The sequence below is a fragment of the Streptomyces sp. SP17BM10 genome, from assembly GCF_036322405.1.
Taxonomy (GTDB): Bacteria; Actinomycetota; Actinomycetes; order Streptomycetales; family Streptomycetaceae; genus Kitasatospora.
Genome location: NZ_JAQYXB010000608.1, coordinates 36,201 through 62,008 on the forward strand (window position 1 = coordinate 36,201; position 25,808 = coordinate 62,008).

General features: G+C 72.5%; 27 protein-coding genes. 13 read left to right on the top strand and 14 right to left on the bottom strand.

What is annotated here, in order from left to right; translation table 11 throughout:
* Positions 1 to 381 precede the first annotated feature (381 nt).
* Positions 382 to 639: a DUF3073 domain-containing protein gene (locus PUR71_RS22665; protein ID WP_280674041.1), complete on the top strand. Its 258-nt coding sequence runs from the start codon at positions 382 to 384 to the stop codon at positions 637 to 639.
* A 158-nt stretch (positions 640 to 797) separates the two neighbouring features.
* Here the strand turns inward: PUR71_RS22665 and purM are convergent, their stop codons facing one another.
* The 3 genes from purM to PUR71_RS22680 form a co-directional block, all read right to left on the bottom strand.
* Positions 798 to 1,883: a phosphoribosylformylglycinamidine cyclo-ligase gene (gene purM / locus PUR71_RS22670; RefSeq protein WP_329928907.1), complete on the bottom strand. Its 1,086-nt coding sequence runs from the start codon at positions 1,881 to 1,883 to the stop codon at positions 798 to 800.
* 109 nt (positions 1,884 to 1,992) lie between these two features.
* Positions 1,993 to 3,573 carry an amidophosphoribosyltransferase gene (gene purF, locus PUR71_RS22675; protein ID WP_329928908.1) on the bottom strand — a complete coding sequence of 527 codons (1,581 nt, stop codon included), beginning with the start codon at positions 3,571 to 3,573 and terminating at the stop codon, positions 1,993 to 1,995.
* A gap of 255 nt (positions 3,574 to 3,828) precedes the next feature.
* Complete coding sequence (locus tag PUR71_RS22680; RefSeq protein ID WP_329928909.1) at positions 3,829 to 4,674, bottom strand: diacylglycerol kinase; 846 nt, start codon at positions 4,672 to 4,674, stop codon at positions 3,829 to 3,831.
* Between the two features lie 126 nt (positions 4,675 to 4,800).
* On the opposite strand from PUR71_RS22680, the gene PUR71_RS22685 reads away from it, so the two are divergent.
* Both PUR71_RS22685 and PUR71_RS22690 read left to right on the top strand, forming a co-directional pair.
* Positions 4,801 to 6,084, top strand: a complete 1,284-nt coding sequence (locus PUR71_RS22685; protein ID WP_329928910.1) for an adenylosuccinate synthase — start codon at positions 4,801 to 4,803, stop codon at positions 6,082 to 6,084.
* Between the two features lie 143 nt (positions 6,085 to 6,227).
* On the top strand, positions 6,228 to 6,830 hold the full coding sequence (locus PUR71_RS22690) for a GNAT family N-acetyltransferase (RefSeq protein WP_329928911.1): 603 nt from the start codon (positions 6,228 to 6,230) through the stop codon (positions 6,828 to 6,830).
* A 53-nt stretch (positions 6,831 to 6,883) separates the two neighbouring features.
* Here PUR71_RS22690 and PUR71_RS22695 read toward each other — a convergent pair whose 3' ends face one another.
* Complete coding sequence (locus tag PUR71_RS22695; protein ID WP_329928912.1) at positions 6,884 to 7,039, bottom strand: hypothetical protein; 156 nt, start codon at positions 7,037 to 7,039, stop codon at positions 6,884 to 6,886.
* Positions 7,040 to 7,346: 307 nt separating this feature from the next.
* On the opposite strand from PUR71_RS22695, the gene PUR71_RS22700 reads away from it, so the two are divergent.
* The 3 genes from PUR71_RS22700 (at position 7,347) to metG (ending at position 10,278) form a co-directional block, all read left to right on the top strand.
* A complete protein-coding gene (locus PUR71_RS22700) occupies positions 7,347 to 8,201 on the top strand; it encodes a helix-turn-helix domain-containing protein (RefSeq protein ID WP_329928913.1) in 855 nt (284 codons plus the stop codon).
* Positions 8,198 to 8,416 (top strand): DUF397 domain-containing protein, encoded by a 219-nt coding sequence (locus tag PUR71_RS22705; RefSeq protein ID WP_329928914.1) that lies wholly within the window; start codon positions 8,198 to 8,200, stop codon positions 8,414 to 8,416. The genes PUR71_RS22700 and PUR71_RS22705 overlap by 4 nt, the downstream gene beginning before the upstream one ends.
* Before the next feature lie 134 nt (positions 8,417 to 8,550).
* The gene (gene metG / locus PUR71_RS22710; protein ID WP_329928915.1) at positions 8,551 to 10,278 is read left to right on the top strand and encodes a methionine--tRNA ligase; all 1,728 of its coding nucleotides are present in this window, start codon (positions 8,551 to 8,553) and stop codon (positions 10,276 to 10,278) included.
* Positions 10,279 to 10,298: 20 nt separating this feature from the next.
* On the opposite strand, the gene cutA is transcribed toward metG, so the two are convergent.
* The 3 genes from cutA to PUR71_RS22725 all read right to left on the bottom strand — a co-directional run bounded on the left by cutA (position 10,299) and on the right by PUR71_RS22725 (position 12,733).
* Positions 10,299 to 10,643, bottom strand: a complete 345-nt coding sequence (gene cutA / locus PUR71_RS22715) for a divalent-cation tolerance protein CutA (protein WP_329928916.1) — start codon at positions 10,641 to 10,643, stop codon at positions 10,299 to 10,301.
* A 66-nt stretch (positions 10,644 to 10,709) separates the two neighbouring features.
* Positions 10,710 to 11,615, bottom strand: a complete 906-nt coding sequence (locus PUR71_RS22720; RefSeq protein ID WP_329928917.1) for a class I SAM-dependent methyltransferase — start codon at positions 11,613 to 11,615, stop codon at positions 10,710 to 10,712.
* A gap of 185 nt (positions 11,616 to 11,800) precedes the next feature.
* Complete coding sequence (locus PUR71_RS22725; RefSeq protein WP_329928918.1) at positions 11,801 to 12,733, bottom strand: hypothetical protein; 933 nt, start codon at positions 12,731 to 12,733, stop codon at positions 11,801 to 11,803.
* 156 nt (positions 12,734 to 12,889) lie between these two features.
* Between PUR71_RS22725 and PUR71_RS22730 the strand changes: the two genes are divergently transcribed.
* A complete protein-coding gene (locus PUR71_RS22730; protein ID WP_329928919.1) occupies positions 12,890 to 13,945 on the top strand; it encodes an aldo/keto reductase in 1,056 nt (351 codons plus the stop codon).
* Positions 13,946 to 13,990: 45 nt separating this feature from the next.
* Here PUR71_RS22730 and PUR71_RS22735 read toward each other — a convergent pair whose 3' ends face one another.
* Both PUR71_RS22735 and PUR71_RS22740 read right to left on the bottom strand, forming a co-directional pair.
* Positions 13,991 to 14,563, bottom strand: coding sequence for a GNAT family N-acetyltransferase (locus PUR71_RS22735; RefSeq protein WP_329928920.1), 573 nt, complete (start codon positions 14,561 to 14,563; stop codon positions 13,991 to 13,993).
* A 23-nt stretch (positions 14,564 to 14,586) separates the two neighbouring features.
* Positions 14,587 to 15,471, bottom strand: coding sequence for an NAD(P)-dependent oxidoreductase (locus PUR71_RS22740; protein WP_329928921.1), 885 nt, complete (start codon positions 15,469 to 15,471; stop codon positions 14,587 to 14,589).
* A 96-nt stretch (positions 15,472 to 15,567) separates the two neighbouring features.
* On the opposite strand from PUR71_RS22740, the gene PUR71_RS22745 reads away from it, so the two are divergent.
* The 3 genes from PUR71_RS22745 to PUR71_RS22755 all read left to right on the top strand — a co-directional run bounded on the left by PUR71_RS22745 (position 15,568) and on the right by PUR71_RS22755 (position 18,363).
* Positions 15,568 to 15,918: a winged helix-turn-helix transcriptional regulator gene (locus PUR71_RS22745; RefSeq protein ID WP_329928922.1), complete on the top strand. Its 351-nt coding sequence runs from the start codon at positions 15,568 to 15,570 to the stop codon at positions 15,916 to 15,918.
* 18 nt (positions 15,919 to 15,936) lie between these two features.
* Positions 15,937 to 16,449, top strand: coding sequence for a GNAT family N-acetyltransferase (locus tag PUR71_RS22750; protein WP_329928923.1), 513 nt, complete (start codon positions 15,937 to 15,939; stop codon positions 16,447 to 16,449).
* A gap of 78 nt (positions 16,450 to 16,527) precedes the next feature.
* Positions 16,528 to 18,363, top strand: a complete 1,836-nt coding sequence (locus tag PUR71_RS22755) for an NHL domain-containing thioredoxin family protein (protein ID WP_329928924.1) — start codon at positions 16,528 to 16,530, stop codon at positions 18,361 to 18,363.
* 63 nt (positions 18,364 to 18,426) lie between these two features.
* On the opposite strand, the gene PUR71_RS22760 is transcribed toward PUR71_RS22755, so the two are convergent.
* Together PUR71_RS22760 and PUR71_RS22765 are read right to left on the bottom strand one after the other, a co-directional pair.
* Positions 18,427 to 19,734, bottom strand: a complete 1,308-nt coding sequence (locus PUR71_RS22760) for a M18 family aminopeptidase (protein ID WP_329928925.1) — start codon at positions 19,732 to 19,734, stop codon at positions 18,427 to 18,429.
* Positions 19,735 to 20,013: 279 nt separating this feature from the next.
* Positions 20,014 to 21,843 carry an acyl-CoA dehydrogenase gene (locus PUR71_RS22765; RefSeq protein ID WP_329928926.1) on the bottom strand — a complete coding sequence of 610 codons (1,830 nt, stop codon included), beginning with the start codon at positions 21,841 to 21,843 and terminating at the stop codon, positions 20,014 to 20,016.
* A 214-nt stretch (positions 21,844 to 22,057) separates the two neighbouring features.
* Between PUR71_RS22765 and PUR71_RS22770 the strand changes: the two genes are divergently transcribed.
* Both PUR71_RS22770 and PUR71_RS22775 read left to right on the top strand, forming a co-directional pair.
* Complete coding sequence (locus tag PUR71_RS22770; protein ID WP_380440727.1) at positions 22,058 to 22,561, top strand: SseB family protein; 504 nt, start codon at positions 22,058 to 22,060, stop codon at positions 22,559 to 22,561.
* 126 nt (positions 22,562 to 22,687) lie between these two features.
* Positions 22,688 to 23,638: a pirin family protein gene (locus PUR71_RS22775; RefSeq protein ID WP_329928927.1), complete on the top strand. Its 951-nt coding sequence runs from the start codon at positions 22,688 to 22,690 to the stop codon at positions 23,636 to 23,638.
* Positions 23,639 to 23,669: 31 nt separating this feature from the next.
* Here the strand turns inward: PUR71_RS22775 and PUR71_RS22780 are convergent, their stop codons facing one another.
* A complete protein-coding gene (locus PUR71_RS22780) occupies positions 23,670 to 24,491 on the bottom strand; it encodes an integrase (protein WP_329928928.1) in 822 nt (273 codons plus the stop codon).
* Positions 24,492 to 24,745: 254 nt separating this feature from the next.
* On the opposite strand from PUR71_RS22780, the gene PUR71_RS22785 reads away from it, so the two are divergent.
* The gene (locus PUR71_RS22785; protein ID WP_329928929.1) at positions 24,746 to 24,871 is read left to right on the top strand and encodes a hypothetical protein; all 126 of its coding nucleotides are present in this window, start codon (positions 24,746 to 24,748) and stop codon (positions 24,869 to 24,871) included.
* Between the two features lie 14 nt (positions 24,872 to 24,885).
* Here the strand turns inward: PUR71_RS22785 and PUR71_RS22790 are convergent, their stop codons facing one another.
* The gene (locus PUR71_RS22790; protein WP_329928930.1) at positions 24,886 to 25,494 is read right to left on the bottom strand and encodes a TIGR03086 family metal-binding protein; all 609 of its coding nucleotides are present in this window, start codon (positions 25,492 to 25,494) and stop codon (positions 24,886 to 24,888) included.
* Positions 25,485 to 25,805, bottom strand: a complete 321-nt coding sequence (locus PUR71_RS22795; protein ID WP_329928931.1) for an alpha/beta hydrolase — start codon at positions 25,803 to 25,805, stop codon at positions 25,485 to 25,487. The genes PUR71_RS22790 and PUR71_RS22795 overlap by 10 nt, the downstream gene beginning before the upstream one ends.
* Between the last annotated feature and the right edge of the window lie 3 nt (positions 25,806 to 25,808).

The following is a 25,808-nucleotide window of genomic DNA, read 5'->3' on the forward strand; positions in this document are numbered from 1 at the left end:
GAGCCGATCCGGTCATCCCGTGCGCGGGGGACGGTCCTCTTCCGTCCCCCGCGCATCACGATGTGGAACCGGATTCTCACTTCTGCGCCCGAACGGGTGATCCGAGGTCCCCCTTGGGGGGATAATCGATCCCGGAACGACGGACCTCAGACACCTCCGGACAGCGCGCAAACCGCCGCAAAACCTCCCTTGACCTGGGAAGACCTGGTCGCGGGTGAGGTCGGTGCGCGCCACGTCACACCGACGACGTACCGTCCAGCGGCGGAAACAGGTACCGTTAATGCTCCAAGGGACGGTCCTCCCCATTCGGGCAGGCCGGTCCTGATCATGAACACGTGTCAGACTCGGGGCCGTGAGCCCCATCGTTGAGGGGGTCGACCCATGGGGCGCGGCCGGGCCAAGGCCAAGCAGACGAAGGTCGCCCGCGAGCTGAAGTACAACAGCGGCGGGTTCGACGCTAACCGTCTGTCCAACGAGCTGGGCGTATCGCCGTCCACCGCTTCGATCGACCCCGAGCCGATCGAGGAGGAGGAGGACGACGACCCGTACGCGGAGTACGCCGCCCGCTACGCCGACCTCGACGACGAGGACGACACCGAGCCGGGCACCGGGCCGTCGCAGGCCTCCCGCCGCTCGTAACCGCCGTAACGCCGGACCGGTCCGGACGCCCCAGGGCGCCGGGCCGGTTTTCGGCGTTCCCCGGGCGGGCCGCCGGCCACCGGCGTCCCCGGGGACGCGAGAGGGCCCCTCCGGCGCACCGGAAGGGCCCTCTCGTCACATCACCCGCCGGGCCAGGCTCAGCCCGCCGTGAAGCCCTCGTAGGCGTTGTAGAGCGCCGCGCCGCCGTCGTGCTCGTCGGTGCGGTCGACGATGTCGCCCAGCAGCCAGGCCTCGACGCCGCGGTCCTCCAGGACCGACAGCACGACGTCCACCGAGTGCGGCGGGACGACCGCGACCATGCCGACGCCCATGTTGAGCGTCTTCTCGATCTCCAGGGTGCTCACCTTGCCGACCTCGGCGACGGTCTGGAAGACGGGCAGCGGGGTCCAGGTGCCGCGGTCCAGGCGGGCGTGCAGGCCGGCCGGGATGACCCGGGCCAGGTTGGCCGCCAGGCCGCCGCCGGTGACGTGCGAGAAGGCGTGGACCTCGGTGGCGCGGGTGAGCGCCAGGCAGTCCAGGGAGTAGATCCGGGTGGGCTCCAGCAGCTCCTCGCCGAGGGTGCGGCCGAACTCCTCGACCTCGCGGTCCAGCTGCCAGCCGGCCTGGTTCAGCAGCACGTGGCGGACCAGCGAGTAGCCGTTGGAGTGCAGGCCCGAGGCGGCCATCGCGATGACCACGTCGCCGGCCCGCACGCGCTCGGCGCCGAGCAGCGCGTCCGCCTCGACGACGCCGGTGCCGGCGCCCGCGACGTCGTACTCGTCCGGGCCGAGCAGGCCCGGGTGCTCGGCGGTCTCGCCGCCGACCAGGGCGCAGCCGGCCAGCGCGCAGCCCTCGGCGATGCCCTTGACGATCGCGGCGACGCGCTCCGGGACGACCTTGCCGACGCAGATGTAGTCGGTCATGAACAGCGGCTCGGCGCCGCACACCACGAGGTCGTCGACGACCATGCCGACGAGGTCGTGGCCGATGGTGTCGTGCTTGTCCATGGCGGCGGCGATGGCCACCTTGGTCCCCACGCCGTCGGTGGCCGAGGCCAGCAGCGGCCGCTCGTAGTTCTTGAAGGCGGACGCGTCGAAGAGCCCGGCGAAGCCGCCGAGGCCGCCGACCACCTCGGGGCGGTTGGCCTTCTTCACCCACTGCTTCATGAGCTCGACGGCGCGGTCGCCCGCCTCGATGTCGACGCCGGCGGCGGCGTAGGTGGCGCCGTTCTGGTTCGTGGTCACTGCGGTGCGGCCCTTTCGGGTCGAGGTGGGGGTGGTTCGGAACAGCAGGGTCGGTCAGGGGTGGGAACGGCGGTGGGGTCCCGGGTTCCGGGACCCCACCGTTGAGGTACTACGGGCGGCGCAGCGCGTCGGCCGCGCCCGCTCCGCCGAGCAGCGACTGGACGCCGTCCAGGTCGCTGCCGGTCGGCTTGCCGCGGACCGCGGGCGGCTGCTGGCCGCCCTTGATCTCGGCCTCCAGCAGGAGTTTGCCGAGCAGCGCCGGATCGGGCAGCTCCATCGGGTACTCGCCGTCGAAGCAGGCCCGGCAGAGCTTGTCCTTGGGCTGCGTGGTGGCCTCGATCATGCCGTCGATCGAGATGTAGGCGAGCGAGTCGGCGCCGAGGGTGCGGCCGATCTCCTCCACCGTCATCCCGTTGGCGATCAGCTCCGCGCGGGTGGCGAAGTCGATGCCGAAGAAGCACGGCCACTTCACCGGCGGCGAGGAGATCCGGATGTGGACCTCGGCGGCGCCGGCCTCGCGCAGCATGCGCACCAGCGCGCGCTGGGTGTTGCCGCGCACGATCGAGTCGTCGACGACGACGAGGCGCTTGCTGGCGATGACCTCGCGCAGCGGGTTCAGCTTGAGCCGGATGCCGAGCTGGCGGATGGTCTGGCTGGGCTGGATGAAGGTGCGGCCGACGTAGGCGTTCTTCACCAGGCCGGAGCCGTACGGGATGCCGCTGGCTTCGGCGTAGCCGATCGCGGCGGGGGTGCCGGACTCGGGCGTCGCTATCACCAGGTCGGCCTCGACCGGGGCCTCCTTCGCCAGCCGGCGGCCCATCTCCACGCGGGAGAGGTGGACGTTGCGGCCGGCGATGCTGGTGTCCGGGCGGGCCAGGTAGACGTACTCGAACACGCAGCCCTTGGGCTTCGCCTCGGCGAAGCGGGAGGTGCGCATGCCGTTCTCGTCGATGGCGATGAGCTCGCCGGGCTCGACCTCGCGGATGAACGAGGCGCCGCAGATGTCCAGCGCCGCGGTCTCGGAGGCGACCACCCAGCCGCGCTCCAGCCGGCCGAGCACCAGCGGGCGGATGCCCTGCGGGTCGCGGGCGGCGTACAGGGTGTGCTCGTCCATGAAGACGAGCGAGAACGCGCCCTTGACCTTGGGCAGCACGACCTTGGCCGTCTCCTCGATGGAGAGGTCCGGGTGGCCGGCGAGCAGCGCCGTCACCAGGTCGGTGTCGTTGGTCGCGGCGGTCCGCCCGGAGCGGGAGACGTGCTCCTCGCCGGGGAGTTCGGCGACCATGGCCGCCAGTTCGGCGGTGTTCACCAGGTTTCCGTTGTGCCCGAGGGCCAGCGAACCGTGCACGGTCGCCCGGAAGGTCGGCTGGGCGTTCTCCCAGACCGAGGAACCGGTGGTCGAGTAGCGGGCGTGTCCGACGGCGATATGCCCGTGCAACGACCCCAGGGAGGCCTCGTCGAAGACCTGGGAGACGAGCCCCATGTCCTTGAAGACGAGAATCTGGGAGCCGTTGCTCACTGCGATGCCCGCGGATTCCTGACCGCGGTGCTGCAGGGCGTAAAGGCCGAAGAACGTGAGCTTGGCGACCTCCTCGCCGGGAGCCCAGACACCGAAGACGCCGCAAGCGTCCTGGGGGCCTTTCTCGCCGGGAAGAAGATCGTGGTTGAGTCTTCCGTCACCACGTGGCACGCCTTCGAGTCTAGGGCAGTTGGCACAGGCTTCCGGAACCCGGGATGCCGGGATTGTCGGGCGATCGTTCGGCAACGCGCGTAGACAAAACCCCTTACCGGGTGGGCATTTAGGCCCGGGGGAATTCCCGTGTGCGCGGGATGGCCTTGTGGTTCGCGCCTGTTGGCGCATTCCGGGTGCGAAGCGCCCGCCGTCGGGACGGCGTCGAACGTGAGCCTGCTCACCCGGAGTTCACGCGGGCGTCACCGGGCGCCCTCAGGCCGCGGGGAGCAGCAGGCCCCACGCGGCCGGGTGGACCGTCCAGGTGCGGGCGCGGACCGGGCCGACCGGGCGGCCGTCGACCTCGTAGCCGAAGCCGCGGCCGACCACGGAGACGCTCGCGGCGCGGGCGCGCACCAGGGCGCCGGGCCCGCGGACGACGACCTCCATGACGCCGGAGCCGTCCGAGGCGCCACAGGGGAGGGACACCTGCACGAGCCGGACCGGCCGGTGGACGTCCGCGAGGAGCCGCCCGTCGGCCTCGACCCGGATCCGGGAGTCCTGCTCGGTGGCCTCGACGGTGAGTGCGTTCCCCTGCTCGGCCGCAGCCAGTTTCGCCCATAGCGAACGCCAGCCACCCGGACGGCCGATCAGGCGCCGGGCCCCCGCCCCCGCGATCCGCACCCCGCCCAGCGCGACGCCGCCACCGTCGTCGACCAGCAGGTCCAGTTTCCGCGGCGCACCCGACAGCACCGCCCGCGCGGCGGGCACCGGCTCACCCGGGACCCCGAGCGCGCGGGCCGCCGCCAGCTCCTCCGCGCGGCCGACCGGAACCATGCCCACCGGATCCGTGCCCAGCTCACGGTGCCGGTGCAGGGCCTGGAGCACCCGCTGCAGCGCGAGGTCGGAACCGATCACCACCGGTCGCCGCCGACCCCGGTGCGAAAGCACCCGATCGAGTTCGGACGAGCTCTCCGGGTACACCACCTTGACGTCCGCACCTCCGCAGAGCACGTCCTTCGCGATCCGCACCGACTCGCCGTCGGTCTGCCGGGCCACCGGGTCGAGGAGCAGCAGGAGCGGCTCGGAGCCGCCGGTGGCAGGCGTGGACAGGGACGACACGACCGGTCCTTCCTCAGGTAATCTCTCGGTGCAAGAGCCCCTTGCGCTACTGCGCCAGGGGCTTCGTCTATCTCGGGGCAGACTGCGGCCTACGCAGGATGCCCCAACCGGAAGGGGTGTACGCCTGTGCCGGCACTCGTGCTCGTTGGCGCTCAGTGGGGGGACGAGGGCAAGGGGAAGGCGACCGACCTCCTCGGCGGCTCCGTCGACTACGTCGTCCGCTACCAGGGCGGCAACAACGCCGGTCACACGGTGGTCATCGGCGACCAGAAGTATGCCCTGCACCTGCTCCCCTCCGGCATCCTCAGCCCGAACGTGACGCCGGTGATCGGCAACGGCGTCGTGATCGACCCGGGTGTGCTGCTCTCCGAGCTGGCCGGCCTGAACGAGCGCGGCATCGACACCTCGAAGCTGCTGATCTCGGGCAACGCCCACCTGATCACGCCCTACCACCGCACCCTGGACAAGGTCACCGAGCGCTTCCTCGGCAAGCGCCGGATCGGCACCACCGGCCGCGGCATCGGCCCGACCTACGCGGACAAGATCAACCGCGTCGGCATCCGGGTCCAGGACCTGTTCGACGAGTCGATCCTGCGCCAGAAGATCGAGGCGGCGCTGCACGACAAGAACCAGATCCTGGTCAAGCTCTACAACCGCCGCGCCGTCCCGGCCGAGCTGGTCGTCGAGGAGTACCTGGGCTACGCGGACAAGATCAAGCCCTTCCTCGCCGACACCACCCTCGTCCTGGACGAGGCCCTCAAGGCGAACAAGGTCGTCCTGCTGGAGGGCGGCCAGGGCACCCTGCTCGACGTCGACCACGGCACGTACCCCTTCGTGACCTCGTCGAACCCGACCTCGGGCGGCGCCTGCACCGGCGCCGGCATCGGCCCCACCAAGATCGACCGGGTCATCGGCATCCTCAAGGCCTACACCACCCGCGTCGGCTCGGGCCCGTTCCCGACCGAGCTGCTCGACGCGGACGGCGAGGCGCTGCGCCGCATCGGCGGCGAGCGCGGCGTGACCACCGGCCGCGACCGCCGCTGCGGCTGGTTCGACGCCGTGATCGCGCGCTACGCGACCCGGGTCAACGGCCTCACCGACTTCTTCCTCACCAAGCTGGACGTCCTGACCGGCTGGGAGCAGATCCCGGTCTGCGTCGCGTACGAGATCGACGGCCGCCGGGTCGAGGAGCTCCCCTACAACCAGTCCGACTTCCACCACGCCAAGCCGGTCTACGAGACGCTGCCGGGCTGGACCGAGGACATCAGCAAGGCGAAGACCTTCGCCGAGCTGCCGAAGAACGCGCAGGCCTACGTGAAGGCGCTGGAGGAGATGTCGGGCGCGCCGATCTCCGCCATCGGCGTCGGCCCCGGCCGCGACGAGACGATCCAGATCAACTCGTTCATCTGACCCGGCTCCGGACCGCCGTCCGGATCCTCCGGTCCGAGGGGCCCCGCGGGAGAGATCCCGCGGGGCCCTTCCGTTTGCCCCGGGGTTTTGCACTAGAACATAAATCCTTTGCATCTAGTGCAGATCGCCGGTACGTTCGGGTCATGACCGCCGAGCTGCCCGAGCCCGTCACCCTGACCGGCCGCCACGTCCGCCTGGAGCCCCTCGGGCGCCACCACGTCCCCGAGCTCTGGGCCGCCGTCGGCCCCGACCCGGAGGTCTGGCGCTGGATCCCCTTCCTCCCGCCGCAGAGCGAGGAGGAGCTGGGCGGGATCATCGACCACCGCATCGGCGAGATGGCCGCCGGCGAGGCGGTGAAGTTCGCCGTGATCGACCTGACGAGCGGCCGGGCCGTCGGCATCACCGGCTTCTACGACTTCAGCGCGACGCACGAGCTCGTCGAGATCGGCGGCACCTGGTACGCCCGCTCGGTGTGGCGCTCGGCCGTGAACTCCGAGTCGAAGCTGCTGCTCCTGCGCCACGCCTTCGGCGAGCTCGGCATGGGCCGGGTCATGTGGAAGACCGACGCGCTCAACGACCGCTCCCGCAACGCGATCCTGCGGCTCGGCGCCCAGTACGAGGGCACCTTCCGCCGCGACCGCCTGCGCGCCAACGGCGTCTGGCGGGACACCGCCTACTTCTCGATGCTCGCCGACGAGTGGCCGGCCGCCGAGGCCCGGCTGGTCGAACGGCTCGCCCGCGGCTGACGGTGCGCCCGCGGCTGACGGTGCGTCGGCGTCTCGCGGCGCCGGCCACGGCACTAGGTGTCCTCACCGCAGCGGGAGTGCCGGGCGGCGAACTCCGGCTTCGCCGAACGGGGATCCCTGGGCTGGACGTTGACCAGCCAGACCAGCCAGCCGACGAACAGCACCGCGAGCAGCAGGAGGGACAGGCCGGCGACGACCAGAGCGTTCACCGGCTCACCGGAACGCGTCGGGAACGGCGAAGGGGCGACGGAAGCGGCATGGGTGTCTCCGGTCGGGGATGACGCGCCTGCCGCCGGGCATCCGGTTCAGATCCACGGCCTCTTGACGGGCCGTTGGCGACGACCGGACGGCGACTGACTCGGCTTCGACCCTAGGGTCGAAGTACAAGACTTGCTACCGAGAGAGTGGACGTTCACTCCATCGTGGGGTATCCCCCGTTTCGGTAGCTAGGGTCCGGTTCGCACGGCACACTTCACCGGAAGCATCGACGGAGCCCGCGACCCGGAGAAGAGAGTCATGCCACCCCGCTTGTCGCCGACCGTGCGCCAGCAGCGCCTTGGCATCGAGCTGCGCAAGATGCGCGAACGCGTGGGCGTGACGCCCAAGACCCTGGCCGCCGCCCTGGGCACCGACCTGCCCAAGATCTCCCAGATGGAGAACGGGAAGTCCGGCATCAGCGCCGACCGGCTCCGGGCCTGGGCGCGCACCTGCGGCCTCGAGGGGGGCCGCTACCTCGACGCGCTGCTCGCGATGACCCAGGACCGCCGCAAGTACTGGTGGGACGGCTACCGCGGACGCGTCCCTAGCGGGGTCATCGACATCGCGGAGATGGAGCACCACGCCGAGTCGCTCACCATCCTGCACACCAGCTTCATCCCCGGGCTCCTCCAGACCTCCGCCTACGCCAACGCCGTGTTCGCGCGCCTGCGCCCGCCGTTGCCCCGGCACGAGACCGACGTGCGCACGGCGTTCCGGATCCAGCGCCAGCGCGTCCTGGTCGAACGGCCGAAGCCGTACACGGCCTTCGTCCACGAGTCCGCGCTGCGCATGCAGTTCGGCGGGCCGGCCGTGCTGCGCGACCAACTGCGCCGGCTGCTGGAGGACTCCGAGCGCCCCGGGGTGGAGATCCGCGCGATCCCGTTCAGCCTGGACACCTTCCCCGGCTCCGGGGAGAGCATGTACCTCGCCTGCGGGCCCGTCCCGGAGCTGGACACCGTCCAGATCGACCTTTCCCAGGGGCCGAAGTTCGTGCACTCCGAGGCCGACCTGCACACCTACCGCGAGATCAAGACGGAGACCGAGGCGATCGCCCTCGGGATCGACGACTCGCGGGAGTTCATCCGGACCATACTGAAACCAGCGTCCTCATGAGCAACTGGCAGAAGTCCTCGGCGAGCGCCGAGGCCAACGAGTGCGTCGAGATCCGCACCGCCGACGGGCTGGTGGAGATCCGCGAGTCGGAGAGCGCCGAGGTGGTCGTGCGCACCACCCCGCGCAAGTGGGCGGCCTTCGTGCGCGGGGTGAAGGCCGGCGAGTTCGACCGCCACGGCGACTTCGGCGGACTCCAGTCGCCGGGCGCGCCCTGACCGCCGGGGGGCGCCGTCAATCCACGGTCCGCCTCGACCCGCGACGGTAGGCTTTGGCACCCACAGTGGAACCCTGCGCCTGGCACGGCACCCCGGGCGGGGTGCGCGTGCGGGAGAAATCGGAGCATCCCAGGATGGCTCGGCACCTGATCACCAGCGCCCTTCCGTACATCAACGGGATCAAGCACCTGGGCAACATGGTCGGGTCGATGCTCCCGGCGGACGTCTACTCCCGCTACCTGCGCCGGCGAGGCCACGAGGTGCTGTACATCTGCGCGACGGACGAGCACGGCACGCCCGCCGAACTCGCCGCGCAGGAGGCCGGACTGCCGGTCGCCGAGTTCTGCGCGCGGGCTCACGACGCGCAGCGCGCGGTGTACGACGGCTTCGGCCTCTCCTTCGACTACTTCGGCCGCAGCTCCTCGCCGCAGAACCGGGAGATCACCCAGGAGATCGCCCGCGAGCTCCAGCGCAACGGCTTCATCGAGGAGCGCGCGATCCGCCAGGTGTACTCCAACGCCGACGGCCGCTTCCTGCCGGACCGCTACATCGTCGGCACCTGCCCGCACTGCGGCTACGACAAGGCGCGCGGCGACCAGTGCGAGAACTGCACGCGCGTGCTGGACCCGACCGACCTGCTGGAGCCGCGCTCGGCCATCAGCGGCAGCGCCGACCTGGAGGTCCGGGAGACCAGGCACCTGTTCCTGCTCCAGTCCAAGCTGACCGAGGAGGTCGAGGAGTGGATCTCGGCCCACGCCGACGACTGGCCGGTTCTCGCCTCCTCGATCGCCCGCAAGTGGCTCACCGAGGGCCTGCAGGACCGCTCGATCACCCGTGACCTGGAGTGGGGCGTGCCCGTGCCGGCCGACGTGTGGCCGGAGCTGGCCGCCGAGGGCAAGGTGTTCTACGTCTGGTTCGACGCCCCGATCGAGTACATCGGCGCCACCAAGGAGTGGGCGGACGCCGCCCCGGCCGACCGGCCCCGGGACTGGAGGTCCTGGTGGTACGAGGCCGACGACACCGTCCGCTACACCGAGTTCATGGCCAAGGACAACGTCCCGTTCCACACGGTGATGTTCCCGGCGACGATCCTCGGCTCGCGCCGTCCGTGGAAGAAGGTCGACCAGGTCAAGGCCTTCAACTGGCTGACGTACTACGGCGGGAAGTTCTCCACCAGCCAGAAGCGCGGCATCTTCACCGACGTCGCCCTGGACCTGCTGCCGGCCGACTACTGGCGCTACTTCCTGATGGCGCACGCGCCCGAGTCGGACGACTCCAGCTTCACCTGGGACCTCTTCGCCGCCGTCGTCAACAAGGACCTCGCCGACACCCTCGGCAACTTCGTCAACCGGGTGCTGACCTTCAGCCGCAAGCGCTTCGGCGACGACGTCCCCGGCGGGCACGCCGCCGGGGAGGCGGAGGAGCGGCTCGGCGAGCAGATCGCCGGCCTGCTCGCCGAGTACGAGGCACAACTCGACGCGCTCAACTTCCGCAAGGCGGCGCAGGCGCTGCGCGCCCTGTGGAGCGCCGGCAACGCGTACCTGGACGAGAAGGCGCCGTGGCTCCAGGTGAAGACCGACCCGGACGCGGCGGCACTGACGCTGCGCACGGCGATGAACCTGATCCACCTCTACGCGGTGGTGTCCGAGCCGTTCGTCCCGGCCACCGCGGCGGCGATGCGCGGCGCGTTCGCCCTGGCCGACGACGCCCCGGCGGCGGCGCAGCGCTGGATCAGCCCGGAGGAGGCCCGGTCGCTCGACCTGGTGCCGGCCGGGACGGCGTTCACCGTGCCGCCGGTGCTGTTCGCCAAGGTCACCGACGAGGACCTGGCGGCCTGGACGGCGCGCTTCGGCGGCGCGTAAGGGTTCCGGGGCGCGGGGCCTCAGGGAGCGGCCGTCTCGGCGGTGACCCACGCGAGGTAGCCGGGGCTGCCCGCGACCACCGGGACGGCGATCACCTCGGGCGTCTGGTAAGCGTGGCGCCCCGTGAGGAACTCGCCCAGACGGTCGGCGAGTTCCTCACGGGTCTTGAGGTCGATCCGCCACTCCTCGGCGTCCTGCACCTCGCCCTCCCACCAGTAGACGGACCGGACCGGGTACACCTGCGCGCACGCGGCCAGCCGCTCACGGACGGCGGCGGACGCCAGGGCCCGGGCCAGGTCCTCGGTCTCGTGGGTGGTCGTCACGACGACGAATCCGGGGCCGGTTCCGTGCTCGTTGCCAGTCATGAGGCGACGGTACCGGCCGCCGGGGTGCCTCCGGTTTCTCCCGGCGGCACCCCGGGGGCTCCGGGGCTACCCGGCCGCGCGGGCGGTGTGGACCGTCATCGCGGAGAGGTAGAAGGCGTCCGGCCGGTGCAGGATCCCGGTCGGGGCGTCCTCGTCCAGCAGGGCGGCCAGCGTGGCCGCGTCCTGCGGGTCCAGGTGGTCGGCGAGTTGGTCGTGCAGGCGGCCGAGCTGGGCGTGGAGGTGCTCGCGGGCGGGGGCGGCGAGCGGGGCCGGGTGGTCGATCAGGAAGGTCCGGGTGCCGGTCGGGGTCAGGCCGGCCCGGCCGAGCATGGCCGGCCAGTCCTCGATCTCCTCGGTGGCGCCCGGAAGTTCGGCGCGCATCGTGCTGAAGCCCGCCTCGTGGGCGGCGTCCAGGCGGGCCTGGAAACCGGCCGTCCCGCGGCCGAAGTCGCGCGGCAGGTAGCGCAGCGGCAGCCCGCGCTCGGCGACGGCCAGCACCCCGCCGGGACGCAGCAGGCCGGCCAGGCCGGTGAGCGCGGTCTGCTGGTCGCCGAGGTGGTGGATCGCGTTCGCGGACCAGATCAGGTCGGCCTCGCCGAGCTTGCCGAACTCCTCCGGCAGATCGGCCTGCCGGGTCTTCAGGCGCCCGCCGGAGCGGGTCCGGGCGCGCTCCAGCAACGCCGCCGACTGGTCGACCGCGACCACCTCGGCCGCCGGGAAGGCCTCCGCGAGCAGCCCGGCGAGCACGCCGGGGCCGCTGCCGACGTCGAGCACCCGCCGGACCCCGTCGCCGGTCAGCCCGCGCAGCCAGTGGGCGGCCGCGGTGACGGCGGAGGCCTTCAGCTCGGCCTCGCGCTCCAGGTGGGCGGCGAGCGCGTCCCAGTCGAAGTCCGCGGCGGGGACGTGGTCGTGGTCGTGGCCGTGCTCGCGGCCCTGGCCCTTGGTGTGGTGGTGATGGTGGCGGCCGGACATCCGGTGTCTCCGATCGTGGGGTCGTCGGGTGGTGCGGGAAAGCATGGGGGCACGGAAGGGAGCCTCCCCGTTCACACGGTGGCCGCAGCCTGGCCGTCACCTCCACCGCCAGGCTGCGGCCACCGCCGCCGTACCGGCAAGCTTTGTTGCCGTTCCCGCAAATCGACCCCGGCCGCGGACCGGGCTCAGCCGCCCGTGCGCCGCCAGTACGAGCGGACCGCGACCGCCAGCGCCACCCCGTACGCGGCGAACGCGCTCATCCCGACCCAGCCGACGAGCAGCGCGTCGTCCGGCGTCGGAAAGTCGCCCGTCCGGATCGTCGTCACGCCGATCGTGCACAGCGACAGGTACCCGACCCCCATCAGCCCGTACGGCGCGAGCGTGCCGGCCCCGATCAGCGCGGGGGCCAGCGGCAGCCAGCGCGGCACCCGGCGGCCGCTCAGCACCAGGGTCCACCGCGGAAAGACCTGCCCCCACGGGCGAACCAGGCCCCACAGCAGGAACACCCCGAGCGCGGCCATCAGCGCGGTGGCGTCGAGCCCCCAGTCCTCCAGCGCGAGCCAGAGCCCGGACGCGCCGTTGCGCTCGTCGGCCACCCGGATCCGGGCCCCGTCGAGCCCCGCGAAACTGCCGCCGAGCGCCCAGTCGAGCTTCATCACGACGTACGGGACGAACGCCACCGTGCCTGCCCAAGCGGCTAGTTGGACGGCCGCCGGAGCCTCGGACGGCGCCGCGGCCGAAGCCCGCCTCCCGGCGGACGGCCGGCGGCGCGCGGCACCCACCAGCAGCACCGTGCCGACCGCCGACAGCGCGTGCAGCACCGCTGCGGGCCCGCTGTCCACGGCCGCCCCGGTCAGCAGCGCAAGTACGTCCATCAGCAGCCCCCAGGCCGCCACCGCCGCCACCCCGGCCAGCCCCCACAGCACCGCCCGCAGCCCCGGCCCCGGCCTCCCCCGGGCCACCGCCATCCCGGTCGGCACCGCGACCGCCCCCGCCCCGGCGACCACCCAGCCGGGCCAGACGGCCCCGAGCAGCGCCGTCCCGCTCAGCGCGCAGCCCGTCCCGGAGCCGGCCCAGGCGACGCCCCAACCGACCACACTCCACGCGTTCCTCGTCATGCCCCCACGCTCACCCGCACGGCCCCGCCCCGGCCTCCCCCTGCGAGGGGACCCCGCTCCCCCGGCCGGGGGAATCCCGGCCCTTGCGTTGGAGCGCACTCCAACTCCTAGCCTCTGACGCAGAGAACGGGTCCCGACACTGCGGGGAGAACGACCATGCGCTACCGCGTCCTAGGCGGCACCGGCATCGAAGTCAGCGCCTACTGCCTCGGCACCATGATGTTCGGCGCGATCGGCAACCCCGACCACGACGACTGCGTGCGGATCATCCACACCGCCCTCGACCGCGGCATCAACTTCGTCGACACCGCCGACATGTACTCGGCCGGCGAGTCCGAGGAGATCGTCGGCAAGGCGCTGGCCGCCCGCGGCGACCGGGACGACATCGTGCTCGCCACCAAGGTGCACTTCCCGATGGGCGAGGGCCGCAACCGGGGCGGAAACTCCCGGCGCTGGATCGTCCACGAGGTCGAGGAGAGCCTGCGGCGGCTGCGCACCGACCGGATCGACCTGTACCAGGTGCACCGGCCTGACCACACCACCGACATCGAGGAGACCCTCTCCGCGCTCGACGACCTCGTCCGGGCCGGCAAGATCCGCGCCTTCGGCTGCTCGACCTTCCCCGCCGAGCAGATCGTCGACGCCCACCACGTCGCCGAGCGCCGCGGCCTCCCCCGCTTCCGCACCGAGCAGCCGCCCTACTCGCTGCTCGCCCGCGGCATCGAGGCGAACGTGCTGCCCACCGTCCAGAAGCTCGGCATGGGCGCGCTGACCTGGGGCCCGCTGGCCGGCGGCTTCCTGACCGGCCGTTACCGCAAGGGCGGGGCGATCGACCTCACCCGGGGCCGCGCCGCCATCAACCCGGGCCGCTTCGATCCGGAACTGCCGCTCACCCAGGCCAAGCTGGACGCCGTCGAGGCCTTCACCGCCCTCGCCGAGGGCCTCGGCCGCACGCTCCCCGAGCTGGCCGTCGCCTTCCCCCTGGCCCACCCGGCCGTCACCTCGGTGATCCTCGGCCCGCGCACGATGGAACAGCTCGAATCGGCCCTCGAGGGCGCCGACCTCGTCCTCGACGACGCCACCCTCGACCGCATCGACGCGATCGTCCCGCCCGGCACCGACGTCTACCGGGCCGACGGCGTCTGGCGGCCGCCCGCGCTCACCACCCCCGCACTGCGCCGCCGCCCCGCCACGGACCGCTCGGCGGGCTGACGGACGGCCCGCGGGGAGCCGGGCGGCTCCCCGCAGGCGACGTGGCTACGGCTCCCGGGGCGCCGCGAAGCAGTGGACGACGACGGTGCGCCCGCCGCCCCACTGCTGGTCGACACTGCCCAGCCAGGTCCAGCCGAGACGCCGGTAGCAGGCCACCGCCGCCGTGTCGGTGGCGAGGACGTCGAGGACGGGGTGCAGGCCCAGCGCCCGCGCGTGGGTCAGGGCGTTCGCCAGCAAGCGGGCGCCGACGCCCCGCCCGCGCGCGGCGGGGGAGACGTACAGCCGGTTCACCACGGCGGTGAGCTCGGGCCGGGCGCCGGTGCGGCGGCTCCACAGCACCGGGGCGGCGTCGCCCGGAGTGCTGCGGGAGAGGGCGACGTGCCCGAGGACGCGGGCGTCCGCCTCGGCCACCCAGGCGGCCAGGAGCCCCTCGGGGGCGAGCCAGGCGGCGGGGCGGTCGGGCCAGTCGACCGGGTAGCCGTCGGTGGCGTGGACGTCGCCCAGCAGCCGGACGCACTCGGCGAGGTCCGTGACGCGGCGCCGGCGGACCGGCACCCCCGCCCCGGCCTGCCGGGAACCGGACGCGACGACGTTGGCGCGTTCTTCAAGGTCAGCCATGCCGGTACGTTACCGGCCGGGCCTCAGCGCCGCAGCAGGTCGACCACCCCCGCCAGGTCCTCCTCGCCGCCGCCGATCGCGAGCCGCCGTTCCATCAACCGGAAGTACGGCGCCAGGAGTTCGTCGCTCACCCCCTGTTCCTCGGCCGTGCCCAGCAGCGTCCGCCGCCCGGCCACCTGCATCGCCAGGTTCGACACCACGTCCTTGGCGTAGTCGCCGCTCTCCAGTTGCTCCGCCATCTTCGCGATCGACCCGGTCATCGCCGTCAGCCACCCGGTCAGCAGCGGCGCGAGGTCACCGGGCGCGACCGCGGCCTCCTTCCCCACCAGCGCGAACGCGTGCGCGACCCCGGCGAACATCCCGTACATCGCGCTCAGCAGCGCCACGTCGTGCAGCGCCGCGTGCCCCGGGTCCGCCCCGACGTACCGGGTGCCGGCCGGCACGGCGAGCACCTCCGCGTGCTCCTCGAACAGTGCGGTCGAGCCGCTGTAGAACACGTACGGCCCGGCTGCCGGGACGCCGATCATCGGCGGGACGGCCATGATCCCGCCGTCCAGGTAGCGCGCACCGCGCGCCTGCGCCCACCCGGCGCGGGCCCGGGCCTGGGCGGGGGTGCCGGTGACCAGGTTGACCACGTCCTTCCCGGCGAGACCGGCGCCGGCCAGCGCCTCCTCCACGGAGGCGTCGTCGAGCAGGCAGACGACGACCAGCCGGTTCGCGGCGACGGCCTCCGCGGCCGTGGCGGCCACGACCGCGCCCTCGGCGGCGAGCGCCCCGGCCCGGGCGGGGGTGCGGTTCCAGACGGTCAGCGGGTGCCCGGCGGCGAGCCAGGCGCGGGCGAGGGCGGTGCCCATGGCACCGAGCCCGAGCAGGGTGACGGGGGTCTTCTCAACTCCGGTGCTTTCCATGCCGATCAGCCTCGGCGCCCGCTCACGGGTGATCAAGTACGCACGTGGAAGTGGGTGGTTACCCTGGGGTGAGTGACGAGGTGGGAGGGGTGGAGGATGGCGACCGTGCCGAGGCCGGGGGCGTACGTCTGCGGGATCGACGCCGCGATGGACGTGATCGGCGGCAAGTGGAAGGTGCTGATCCTCTGGGCCCTGGCCGACCGCCCGGGCTGCCGCTTCGGCGAGCTGCGCCGCCTGGTGCCGGGCATCACCGAGAAGGTGCTGGCCGCCCACCTGCGCGAGCTGGAGGCGGACGGCGTCGTGCACCGCGAGGCCCACGACGAGGTCCCGCCCCGGGTCGAGTACACGCTGACCGACGCCGGCGCCCGCCTCAACGCGGCGCTGGCCCCGCTGGGCGCGTGGGGACGGGAACACGTCCTCGGCGACACGAGCCCGTACCCGCACTGAGCGGCCTCGGACGAACCCGTGCACCCCGACACCGCCACGACCCTCCACGGCGAACGCCTCGACCTCGTCCCGCTGCGGCCCGAACACGCCGAGGAGATGGCCGCCACCCTCGCCGACCCCGCCCTGCACGCCTTCACCGGCGGCACCCCTGACGGCGCCGACGCCCTGCGCGCCCGCTACGCCCGGCTCGCCGCCGGTTCCCCCGACCCCGACGAGACCTGGGGCAACTGGGCGCTGCGCCTGCACGACGACGGCCGCCTCGCGGGCTACGTCCAGACCACCGTCCGCGGGGACGGCGCCGAGCTCGCCTGGGTGGTCGGCACGCCATGGCAGGGCCGCGGCCTCGCCGCCGAGGCCGCCCGTACCCTGCTCGCCCACCTCGCCGCCGCCGGCATCACCACCGTGACGGCCCACATCCACCCCGACCACCACGCCTCCGCAGCCGTGGCCCGCGCCCTCGGCCTCACCCCGACCGCCCACCGGCAGGACGGCGAAACCCGCTGGCAGGCTCACGTGGACCCGCCCGCCTGAGCCCCCGCCTACCCACCCGCCCCACCTATCCCACCCGCCCCGGAATGCCGGCCCCACCCGATGAGGTTGGATACAGCCATGGCATCTCGTGCACGAGTACGCGCCCCCGAGCTGGTCGGCGCAGGCGGTTGGCTGAACACCGGCGGCAAGGAGCTCACCCTCGCCGACTTCCGGGGCAAGATCACCGTCCTGGACTTCTGGACCTTCTGCTGCATCAACTGCCTCCACGTCCTCGACGAACTGCGCGAGCTGGAGGAGAAGCACCGCGACACCGTGGTGATCGTCGGCGTGCACTCGCCCAAGTTCGTGCACGAGGCCGACCACCAGGCCGTCGTCGACGCCGTCGCCCGGTACGAGGTGCACCACCCGGTCCTGGACGACCCGGCGCTCGCCACCTGGAAGCAGTACGCCGTCCGCGCCTGGCCCACCCTCGTGGTGATCGACCCCGAGGGGTACGTCGTCGCCCAGCACGCCGGCGAGGGCCACGCGCACGCGATCGCGCGACTCGTGGAGGAACTGGAGGAGGAGCACGCCGCCAAGGGCACGCTGCGCCGCGGCGACGGCCCGTACGTGGCGCCGGAGCCGACCGCCGGGGACCTCACGTTCCCGGGCAAGGCGCTGCGCCTGGGCGACGGCCACTTCCTGGTCGCCGACTCCGGCCACCACTCGCTGGTCGAGCTGGCCGAGGACGGCGAGACGGTGGTGCGCCGGATCGGCGACGGGCGGCGCGGCCTGGTCGACGGCACCGAGCCGCGGTTCAGCGAGCCGCAGGGCCTCGCGCTGCTGCCCGAGGGCCACCCGTACGACTACGACGTGATCGTCGCCGACACCGTCAACCACGCCCTGCGCGGCGTCCGGCTCGCCGACGGCCACGTCACCACCCTGGCCGGCACCGGCCGCCAGTGGTGGCAGGGCTCGGCCACCGACGGCCCGGCCCGCGAGGTGGACCTCTCCTCGCCGTGGGACGTCGCCTGGTTCGACGGCCGGGTGTGGATCGCCATGGCCGGCGTGCACCAGCTGTGGGCGTTCGACCCGGCGGCCGGCACGGTCGCCGTCGCGGCCGGCACGACCAACGAGGGCCTGGTGGACGGGCCCGCCGACGAGGCCTGGTTCGCCCAGCCGTCCGGCCTAGCGGTCTCCGCGGACGGCGAGAGGCTCTGGGTCGCCGACTCCGAGACCTCGGCCCTGCGCTGGGTCGGTCGATCGGAAGGGGCACGTGGCACCCACGCCGTCCACACGGCCGTCGGCACCGGCCTGTTCGACTTCGGCCACCGCGACGGCGCCGCCGAGCAGGCCCTGTTCCAGCACCCGCTCGGCGTCACCGTCCTGCCCGACGGCTCGGTGGCCGTCGCCGACACCTACAACCACGCGCTGCGCCGCTTCGACCCGGCGACCGGCGAGGTCAGCACACTGGCCACCGACCTGCGCGAGCCGTCCGGGGCCGTCCTGGTGGGCGAGGACATCGTCGTGGTCGAGTCGGCCCGGCACCGGCTGACCAGGCTGCGGCTGCCCGAGGAGGCCGTGCGGGTCGAGTCGGTCGCGCACCGCACCCAGCGCGCGGCGACCGAGGTCGCGCCGGGCCCGTTCCGGCTGGACGTGGTCTTCTCCGCGCCGAGCGGCCAGAAGCTGGACGAGCGTTACGGCCCGTCCACCCGGCTGCTGGTCAGCTCGACGCCGCCGGAGCTGCTGGTCTCCGGCGCGGGCGCGGACTGCGACCTCTCGCGCGAGCTGGTCCTGTCCGACGAGGTCACCGAGGGCGTGCTGCACGTGTCGGCGATGGCCGCCTCCTGCGACGACGACCCGGAGATCGAGTACCCGGCCTGCCACGTGCACCAGCAGGACTGGGGCGTGCCGGTGAAGCTGGCCGCCGACGGCGCCCGCCGCCTGCCGCTGGTGCTCGCGGGCATGGAGTAACCCGGCAGGACGTGCGGAGGGCCCGGCGGGGATTGCGCCGGGCCCTTCGCACCTCCGGACGTCTCAGCCCTCCAGGAAGGCCTTGATCGCGCTGGCGAGCAGGTACGGGTCGTCCGCGCCGCACAGCTCGCGCGCCGAGTGCATGGACAGCGCGGCGATGCCGCAGTCGACCGTCCTGATGCCGAGGCGGGCCGCGGTGATCGGGCCGATCGTCGTGCCGCAGGGCATGGCGTTGTTGGAGACGAAGGACTGCCACGGCACGCCGGCCCGCTCACAGGCGGCCGCGAACACGGCCCGGCCGACGCCGTCGGTCGCGTAGCGGTTGTTGACGTTGACCTTGAGGATCGGGCCGCCGTTCGGCATCGGGTGGTGGCCCGGCTCGTGCCGCTCGGTGTAGTTCGGGTGGATCGCGTGGCCCATGTCCGAGGAGAGGCAGACGGTGGCGGCCAGCGCCCTGGCGCGGTCCTCCGGGGAGCCGCCGCGCGCGTGGACGGTGCGGTCCAGGACGTTGCCGAGCAGCGGGCTCTGCGCGCCGGTGTCCGACTCGCTGCCGGTCTCCTCGTGGTCGAAGGCGGCCAGCACCGGGATGTACGGCAGCTCGGAGGCGCCCTCGGCGGTGGCGACGGCGGCGAGCGCGGCGGTGGCCGCGTGCACGGACAGCAGGTTGTCCAGGCGCGGGCCGGCCAGCAGCTCGCGGTCGCGGCCGAGGTAGGAGGCGGGCTGCACGTCGTGCGTCATGAGGTCCCAGCCGACCACGTCGGCCGGCTCCAGGCCGGCCCGCTGGGCGACGTAGGAGATCAGGCCGCCCTCGTCGACCGGGCCGAGGCCCCAGATCGGGGTGAGGTGGCGCTGCTTGTCGAGCTTCATGCCGTCGTTGACCTGGCGGTCCAGGTGGATGGCCAGCTGCGGCACGCGCAGCAGCGGCTCGTCCAGCTGCACCAGGCGCCAGCTGCCGTCCTTGAGGGCCAGCCGACCGGACAGGCCGAGGTCCCGGTCGAGCCAGGTGTTCAGCGGGACGCCGCCGTAGATCTCCACCGCGACCTGCCGCCAGCCGGCCGTGCCGGTGTCCGGCACCGGCTTGACCCGCAGGTTCGGCGAATCGGTGTGCGTCCCGACCACGCGGAACGGCGTCTCGGGGCCGGCGCCCTCGGGCAGGTACCAGGCGATGAGCGCGCCGCCGCGGATGAGGTAGCGCCCACCGGCCGCAGCGTCCCACGCGTCCGTCTCGGCGACCTGCCGAAAGCCCGCCTTCTCCAGCCGCTCGGCGGCGCTCGCGACCGCGTGGTACGGGGAAGGCGAGGTTCCGAGGAACGCGATCAGATCATCGGTGTGCGTCCGGTCGAAGAACGCCTGTCGGGCGGCGGGCGACATACTGCTCCTGAGTCGATGGAGGGCCGGAGCCGGATGGGGGTCGGCTTCGCACCCTGAGCATATGCCCGTACACGGACAGGGCACTCGCAACGTCACAACGGATGCGAAACACAGACACATCCGTGAAGTGCCTTCGCCCCCACCGCCGTTCACGCAGTGAACGGCCCTGGTCGCAGACGGTCATCCGCCCCTGGGGGCGGCCGCATGCCGAAGGGCCCGACCGGGTGGGTCGGGCCCTTCGGCATGAGGGTTTCGTCAGGCAGCTCGGGTGGGCGGGCCTTAGAAGGCCTCCTCCGCCAGGTCCATGATCTCGTTGTCGATGCCCTCGGCGATCAGGCGCTGCGGGGCGACGGTCGGCAGGACGTTCTTGGCGAAGAAGCGGGCCGCCGCGACCTTGCCCTGGTAGAACGGGACGTCCTTCTCCGAGGCGCCGGCCTCCAGCTTGGCCAGGGCCACCGCGGCCTGGCGCAGCAGCAGCCAGCCGACGACGACGTCGCCGGAGACCATCAGCAGGCGGGTGGTGTTCAGGCCCACCTTGTACATGTTCTTGACGTCCTGCTCGACCGAGGAGAGGTCGGCGAGCAGCTTGCCGACGATGCCCTCCAGGTCGCCGGCGGCCTTGGCGAGCAGCTCGCGCTCGGCGGCCAGGGCGTCGCCGCCCTCGGCGGAGGCGAGGAACTTCTGGATCTGCTCGGACAGCGCGGTGAGGGCCTGGCCGCCGTCCTTGACGATCTTGCGGAAGAAGAAGTCCTGGCCCTGGATGGCCGTGGTGCCCTCGTAGAGGGTGTCGATCTTGGCGTCGCGGATGTACTGCTCGATCGGGTACTCCTGCAGGTAGCCGGAGCCACCGAAGGTCTGCAGGGACTGGGCGAGCTGCTCGTAGGACTTCTCCGAGCCGTAGCCCTTGACGATCGGCAGGAGCAGGTCGTTCAGGCGCTCGGCGGCCTCGTCGCGCTCACCGCGCAGCTTGGCGGCCATCATGTCGTCCTGGGTGGACGCGGTGAACAGGACCAGCGCGCGCATGCCCTCGGCGTAGGCCTTCTGGGTCAGCAGCGAGCGGCGCACGTCCGGGTGGTGGGTGATGGTGACGCGCGGGGCGGTCTTGTCCAGGAACTGCGAGATGTCGGCGCCCTGCACGCGCTCCTTGGCGTACTCCAGGGCGTTCAGGTAGCCGGTGGAGAGGGTGGCGATGGCCTTCGTGCCGACCATCATGCGGGCGAACTCGATGATCTTGAACATCTGGCGGATGCCGTCGACCTTCTCGCCGAGCAGCCAGCCCTTGGCCGGGTGCTTGGCGCCGAAGGTCATCTCGCAGGTGTTCGAGGCCTTGAGGCCCATCTTGTGCTCGACGTTGGTGGCGTAGACGCCGTTGCGCTCGCCGAGCTCGCCGGTCTCCCAGTCGAAGTCGAACTTCGGGACGATGAACAGACCGAGGCCCTTGGTGCCCGGCTTACCGCCCTCGGGGCGGGCCAACACCATGTGGATGATGTTCTCGGACATGTCGTGCTCGCCCGAGGTGATGAAGCGCTTGACGCCCTCGATGTGCCAGGAGCCGTCCTCCTGCTGGATCGCCTTCGTGCGGCCGGCGCCCACGTCGGAGCCCGCGTCGGGCTCGGTGAGGACCATGGTGGAGCCCCACAGGCGGTCGGTCATCCGCTTGGCGATCTCGAGCTGCGCCTCGGTGCCCTCCTCGGCGATGACGCCGGCGAAGGCCGGGCCGGAGGAGTACATCCAGATGGCCGGGTTCGAGCCCAGGATCTGCTCGGCGAAGGCCCAGATCAGCGAGTTCGGGGTGACCTGGCCGCCGATGGACTCCGGGATGCCCAGGCGCCACCACTCGGCGTCCATGAAGGTCTGGTAGCTCTTCTTGAACGAGGCCGGGATCGGGGCGGTGTTGGTCTCCGGGTCGAAGACCGGCGGGTTGCGGTCGGCGTCGACGAAGGACGCGGCGAGGTCGTTCTCGGCGAGGCGCGAGATCTCGCTCAGGATGTTCTTCGCGGTCTCGACGTCCATGTCGGCGAACGGTCCGGTGCCGTACACCTGGTCGCGGCCGAACACCTCGAAGAGGTTGAACTCCACGTCCCGCAGGTTGGACTTGTAGTGACCCATGGCCGTTTTCTCCGGTTCGTCGCTTCCGGGAGACCGCCGCGTTCCGGCGCCCCGTACCCACCAGTAGGCATCATGATGCTACCCAGCGGTAACTTGGGCAAGCCCCCGGCGGTGAATCCGGTATGAACGTGGTCACGTCCCACAAGACGGGACGACGACTCCTTGTCAGGATCGACGCCACCACGGGCGGGTGCGCGCCCGCTAGCCTGTCCGTGTGTACGGATATGACCAGAACGCATACCCGGGCGACCCCTACCAGCAACAGGCGGGTCCGCAGCCGGGCATGAACGGCATGCCCGGCGCCGACGCCTACGGCGCGCAGTCCCAGGCGTCGCAGCAGTCGCTCTACCCGGAACCCTCCCCGCCGTCCCTCGCGGACGCCGTGCGGGCCTTCACCACCGGGTCGATGGCGGTCGAGGACTTCCAGGCCATCTTCATCACCTCCAAGGTGCACTGCCCGCGCGGCGAACGCCCCGGCTTCCTGGCGCTGCACAACACGCCGACGCCGGTGATCCCGATGTTCAGCTCGCTGAAGGAGCTGCGCCGCTACGCCGGCAAGGACTCCAAGCACTTCACCGTGACCGGCGCCGAGGTCCTGGACCTCCTGCCGACGGGCTACGGCTTCGCGCTGGACATGGAGGGCGAGCACCGGATGGTCTTCGACGCGAAGGCCGTGGAGCAGATGGTCGACTTCACCATGCGCCGCATGTACGGCTGACGGGCGCCGCACGCCCACCCCCGAGCTCCTCCACCCCCACATAGTTCAATTTTCAACTTGCTACTTGTTGAGAATTGAACTACTCTCGTGGACGTAGGCCAGAGGAACCCCCCGAAGGAGGCCGACATGCCCGCCGTGACCGTCGAAAACCCGCTGACCCTCCCCCGCGTCGCCACCCCCGACCCCGCCGCCACGAGTGCGCGGCCCGTCCTCACCGTGGTCACCGCGCCCGAGGGCTTCGAGGGCGAGGGCTTCCCGGTGCGCCGCGCCTTCGCCAAGATCAACACCAAGTACCTCGACCCGTTCATCATGATGGACCAGATGGGCGAGGTGGAGTACGCCGCGGGCGAGCCCAAGGGCACGCCGTGGCACCCGCACCGCGGCTTCGAGACGGTCACCTACCTGATCGACGGCGAGTTCGTCCACAAGGACTCGCACGGCGGCGGCGGCCACCTCGGCGGCGGCGACACCCAGTGGATGACGGCCGGCTCCGGCATCCTCCACATCGAGACCCCGCCGGAGTCGCTGGTCCTGTCCGGCGGCCTGTTCCACGGCATCCAGCTGTGGGTCAACCTCCCGGCGTCCGACAAGATGGCGGCCCCGCGCTACCAGGACATCCACGGCGGCCACGTCAAGCTGCTCTCCACCCCGGACGGCGGCTCGATCCTGCGGCTGATCGCGGGCGAGCTGGGCGGGTACCAGGGCCCGGGCGTCACCCACACCCCGATCACCCTGCTGCACGCCAGCATCACGCCGGGCGCGCAGATCACCCTGCCGTGGAAGCAGGACTTCAACGCCCTGGCCTACGTCCTGAACGGCGACGGCACGATCGGCGCCGAGCGCCGGCCGATCCGCAGCGGGCAGGCCGCGGTGTTCGGCGAGGGCGACACGATCACCATCGCCGCCGACGCCAGGCAGGAGTCCCGGCACCCCAACCTGGACGTGATCGTCCTGGGCGGGCAGCCGATCCGGGAGCCGGTCGCCTGGTACGGGCCGTTCGTCATGAACAGCCACCGCGAACTGGAGCAGGCCATGCGGGACTACCAGTCCGGCCGCTTCGGTCACCCGGTCGACTGACCCGCCCCGCCGGCCCGCACGCCCCGGCCGTCTACAGCAGCGCGTAGACGGCCGAGGCGTCGTCCTGCGCCTTGCCGCGCGGCCACCGCTCGCACGCGGCGTCCGCCCGCTCGACCTCGCGGACCTGGGCGATCAGCTCGCCCGGGCCCGACTCGGCGAGCAGCCGCAGCGCGTCGGCCCAACTGCCCAGGCCGAAGCGCTCGGTGTAGCGCGAGGCGCCGTCGGTCAGCGCCGCCAGGGCCCGCAGCCGCTCCAGCCGGACGAAGCCCGTCTCGGCGTGCCCGGCCGCGCGCGGGCTGGCCGCGGCGATCCACGGGCCGTTCCCGGTGTTGCGCGCGGCGCGGACGGCGAGCGCGTACTCCAGGTGCAGCGCGGCCCGCTCGGTGGAGCCGGGCACGGTCTGCCAGATCTGCCGGCGCAGGCCCTCGCCGCCGGGGAAGCGCTGGTTGTCCCCGATCACCCGCGGCGGGCCGTCCTTGAACTCCAGGACCAGCAGCGAGTCGCCGAGCACCAGGTACTCCAGCGACTCCCCGTGGCGCCGCGCGGCGACGACCATCGCCGCGGGCGTGTTCGGGTGGGCCAGGTCGCACCGGCCGCCGTGGAGCGCGGCCGTCTCGACGATGGCATCGGCCAGGCACTCGGCGATCGAGCGGTCCACCCGGTCGGTGAGCCGGGCGAGCAGGTGCACACCCAGCCGGCGGACGTACCAGGCGGTCCCGTGCCGACAGCCGGACTCCAGGCCGGCCGGTGAACTCGCACCGTCCAGCAGGACCAGCGCTTCCGGCGAAGCCGCCGCGAAGTCCTCGCTCTCGCGGCCGGGCCGCCGTGCTTCCCCTGCGAGCTGTAGCTGCATCCCGACAGTGTGGCCGCCTCCCCCGGCCCGCGCCCAGACCCTTGCACCGGTGTGGCGCGAGCCCGAGCCCCCGGGTTCACCGGCGTCCGGTGGCAGCCGGGGCAATCCGGCCATACCGTCGGATACCGAGTGGACAATTCGGCCAATCAGGGCCGGTCGGGTTTGCGGTCCACCTTCGGGTGGCGGGCCGCATCCGGGACTGACGGCTCCGGCAGCCCCACCCCCGACGGCTCCCGGGCGACGAGGAGCAGGACATGTTCTGGCAGTTCATCGTGTTGCTGGCCGCCGGGCTCGGCTTCCCGACCGCCGCGCTGCTCTTCCTCATCGGCGGGCCGCGCTTCCCCGACGAGCCGCGCGGCCCCGAGCGCCCGCGCGGCTGACCGTCCGGGCCCTTCTACGGCTTCCAGGCCGGGTCGCGGCCGAGCAGCGCCAGCGCGCGCTCGAACAGCCCGTGGTCGTCCTCCTGCGGGAGACGCTCGCGGAACGCGCGGTCCGGCCCGCGGCTCTCCGGCCCGGCCGGGACCAGCTCGGACACCGACACCAGCGCCCCGGCCAGCTCCGGGTCGGCGTTGACGGCCGCCGCGAGGCCCGCCGGCGTGCCGAGGGCGGCCGCGACGTCCCAGCCGTGCACCAGCGTGTCGACGAGCTGGAAGCCCACCGCCACCTCCAGCGGGAACGGGCCGCCGTCGCGGATCTCGGGCAGCCACAGCCTCCGGTCCGCCGCGGCGGCCTCGGCGAAGGCCGCCTCGAGGTCCTGCGCCGTGCGCCGGAAGGCGCCCGCCGGGTCGTCGCCGACCGGGGCGTCGGCCCACAGCGCCAGGTCGGGACCGGCGCCGCGCGCGGCCGCGGCGAAGCCCTGGTGCTGGCCGACCACGTGCTCCATCAGCCGGCGCAGCGTCCAGTCCCCGCAGGGGGTCGCCAGCTCCAGGTGCTCCGGCGTGACGGTGTCGACCACCTCGGCGGCCAGTTCCACCGAGCGGGCGTACAGCGCTGTCAGGTCCATCGGATCGCACTCTCCTGGCCGGCGGTCACGAAGCCGACGGCTTGGTCGATGACGGTGGGTTCGGTGACGATCCTGCGGTGGCCCAGCCCCCGGGTGAGCAGCAGATCGAGGCGGTCGCCGTAGGCGGCCTTCAGCCGGCGGGCGTGGTCGGGGCCGACCACGGTGTCGCCCTCATCGTGCACGACGAGGACCCGGGCGTCGATCTCTTTCGGGCGGTGGGCGGCGTCGAAGAGCTGCCACGGGTTCTCGACGCCGGCGAAGAGCTCGCGCTCGACGCGGTGCGTCGAGTCCCGATCCGGCGGATCCCGCACTGG

What these genes read in the sequence shown, in the direction of transcription:
- PUR71_RS22760 (WP_329928925.1), bottom strand. Translation starts at nt 19,734, where the DNA reads ATGTCGCCCGCCGCCCGACAGGCGTTCTTCGACCGGACGCACACCGAT.
- PUR71_RS22735 (WP_329928920.1), bottom strand. Translation starts at nt 14,563, where the DNA reads ATGGCTGACCTTGAAGAACGCGCCAACGTCGTCGCGTCCGGTTCCCGG.
- PUR71_RS22705 (WP_329928914.1), top strand. Translation starts at nt 8,198, where the DNA reads ATGAGCAACTGGCAGAAGTCCTCGGCGAGCGCCGAGGCCAACGAGTGC.
- PUR71_RS22690 (WP_329928911.1), top strand. Translation starts at nt 6,228, where the DNA reads ATGACCGCCGAGCTGCCCGAGCCCGTCACCCTGACCGGCCGCCACGTC.
- PUR71_RS22700 (WP_329928913.1), top strand. Translation starts at nt 7,347, where the DNA reads ATGCCACCCCGCTTGTCGCCGACCGTGCGCCAGCAGCGCCTTGGCATC.
- PUR71_RS22790 (WP_329928930.1), bottom strand. Translation starts at nt 25,494, where the DNA reads ATGGACCTGACAGCGCTGTACGCCCGCTCGGTGGAACTGGCCGCCGAG.
- PUR71_RS22665 (WP_280674041.1), top strand. Translation starts at nt 382, where the DNA reads ATGGGGCGCGGCCGGGCCAAGGCCAAGCAGACGAAGGTCGCCCGCGAG.
- metG (WP_329928915.1), top strand. Translation starts at nt 8,551, where the DNA reads ATGGCTCGGCACCTGATCACCAGCGCCCTTCCGTACATCAACGGGATC.
- PUR71_RS22730 (WP_329928919.1), top strand. Translation starts at nt 12,890, where the DNA reads ATGCGCTACCGCGTCCTAGGCGGCACCGGCATCGAAGTCAGCGCCTAC.
- cutA (WP_329928916.1), bottom strand. Translation starts at nt 10,643, where the DNA reads ATGACTGGCAACGAGCACGGAACCGGCCCCGGATTCGTCGTCGTGACG.
- PUR71_RS22785 (WP_329928929.1), top strand. Translation starts at nt 24,746, where the DNA reads ATGTTCTGGCAGTTCATCGTGTTGCTGGCCGCCGGGCTCGGCTTCCCG.
- PUR71_RS22745 (WP_329928922.1), top strand. Translation starts at nt 15,568, where the DNA reads ATGGCGACCGTGCCGAGGCCGGGGGCGTACGTCTGCGGGATCGACGCC.
- PUR71_RS22755 (WP_329928924.1), top strand. Translation starts at nt 16,528, where the DNA reads ATGGCATCTCGTGCACGAGTACGCGCCCCCGAGCTGGTCGGCGCAGGC.
- PUR71_RS22780 (WP_329928928.1), bottom strand. Translation starts at nt 24,491, where the DNA reads ATGCAGCTACAGCTCGCAGGGGAAGCACGGCGGCCCGGCCGCGAGAGC.
- PUR71_RS22765 (WP_329928926.1), bottom strand. Translation starts at nt 21,843, where the DNA reads ATGGGTCACTACAAGTCCAACCTGCGGGACGTGGAGTTCAACCTCTTC.
- PUR71_RS22740 (WP_329928921.1), bottom strand. Translation starts at nt 15,471, where the DNA reads ATGGAAAGCACCGGAGTTGAGAAGACCCCCGTCACCCTGCTCGGGCTC.
- PUR71_RS22775 (WP_329928927.1), top strand. Translation starts at nt 22,688, where the DNA reads ATGCCCGCCGTGACCGTCGAAAACCCGCTGACCCTCCCCCGCGTCGCC.
- PUR71_RS22725 (WP_329928918.1), bottom strand. Translation starts at nt 12,733, where the DNA reads ATGACGAGGAACGCGTGGAGTGTGGTCGGTTGGGGCGTCGCCTGGGCC.
- PUR71_RS22720 (WP_329928917.1), bottom strand. Translation starts at nt 11,615, where the DNA reads ATGTCCGGCCGCCACCATCACCACCACACCAAGGGCCAGGGCCGCGAG.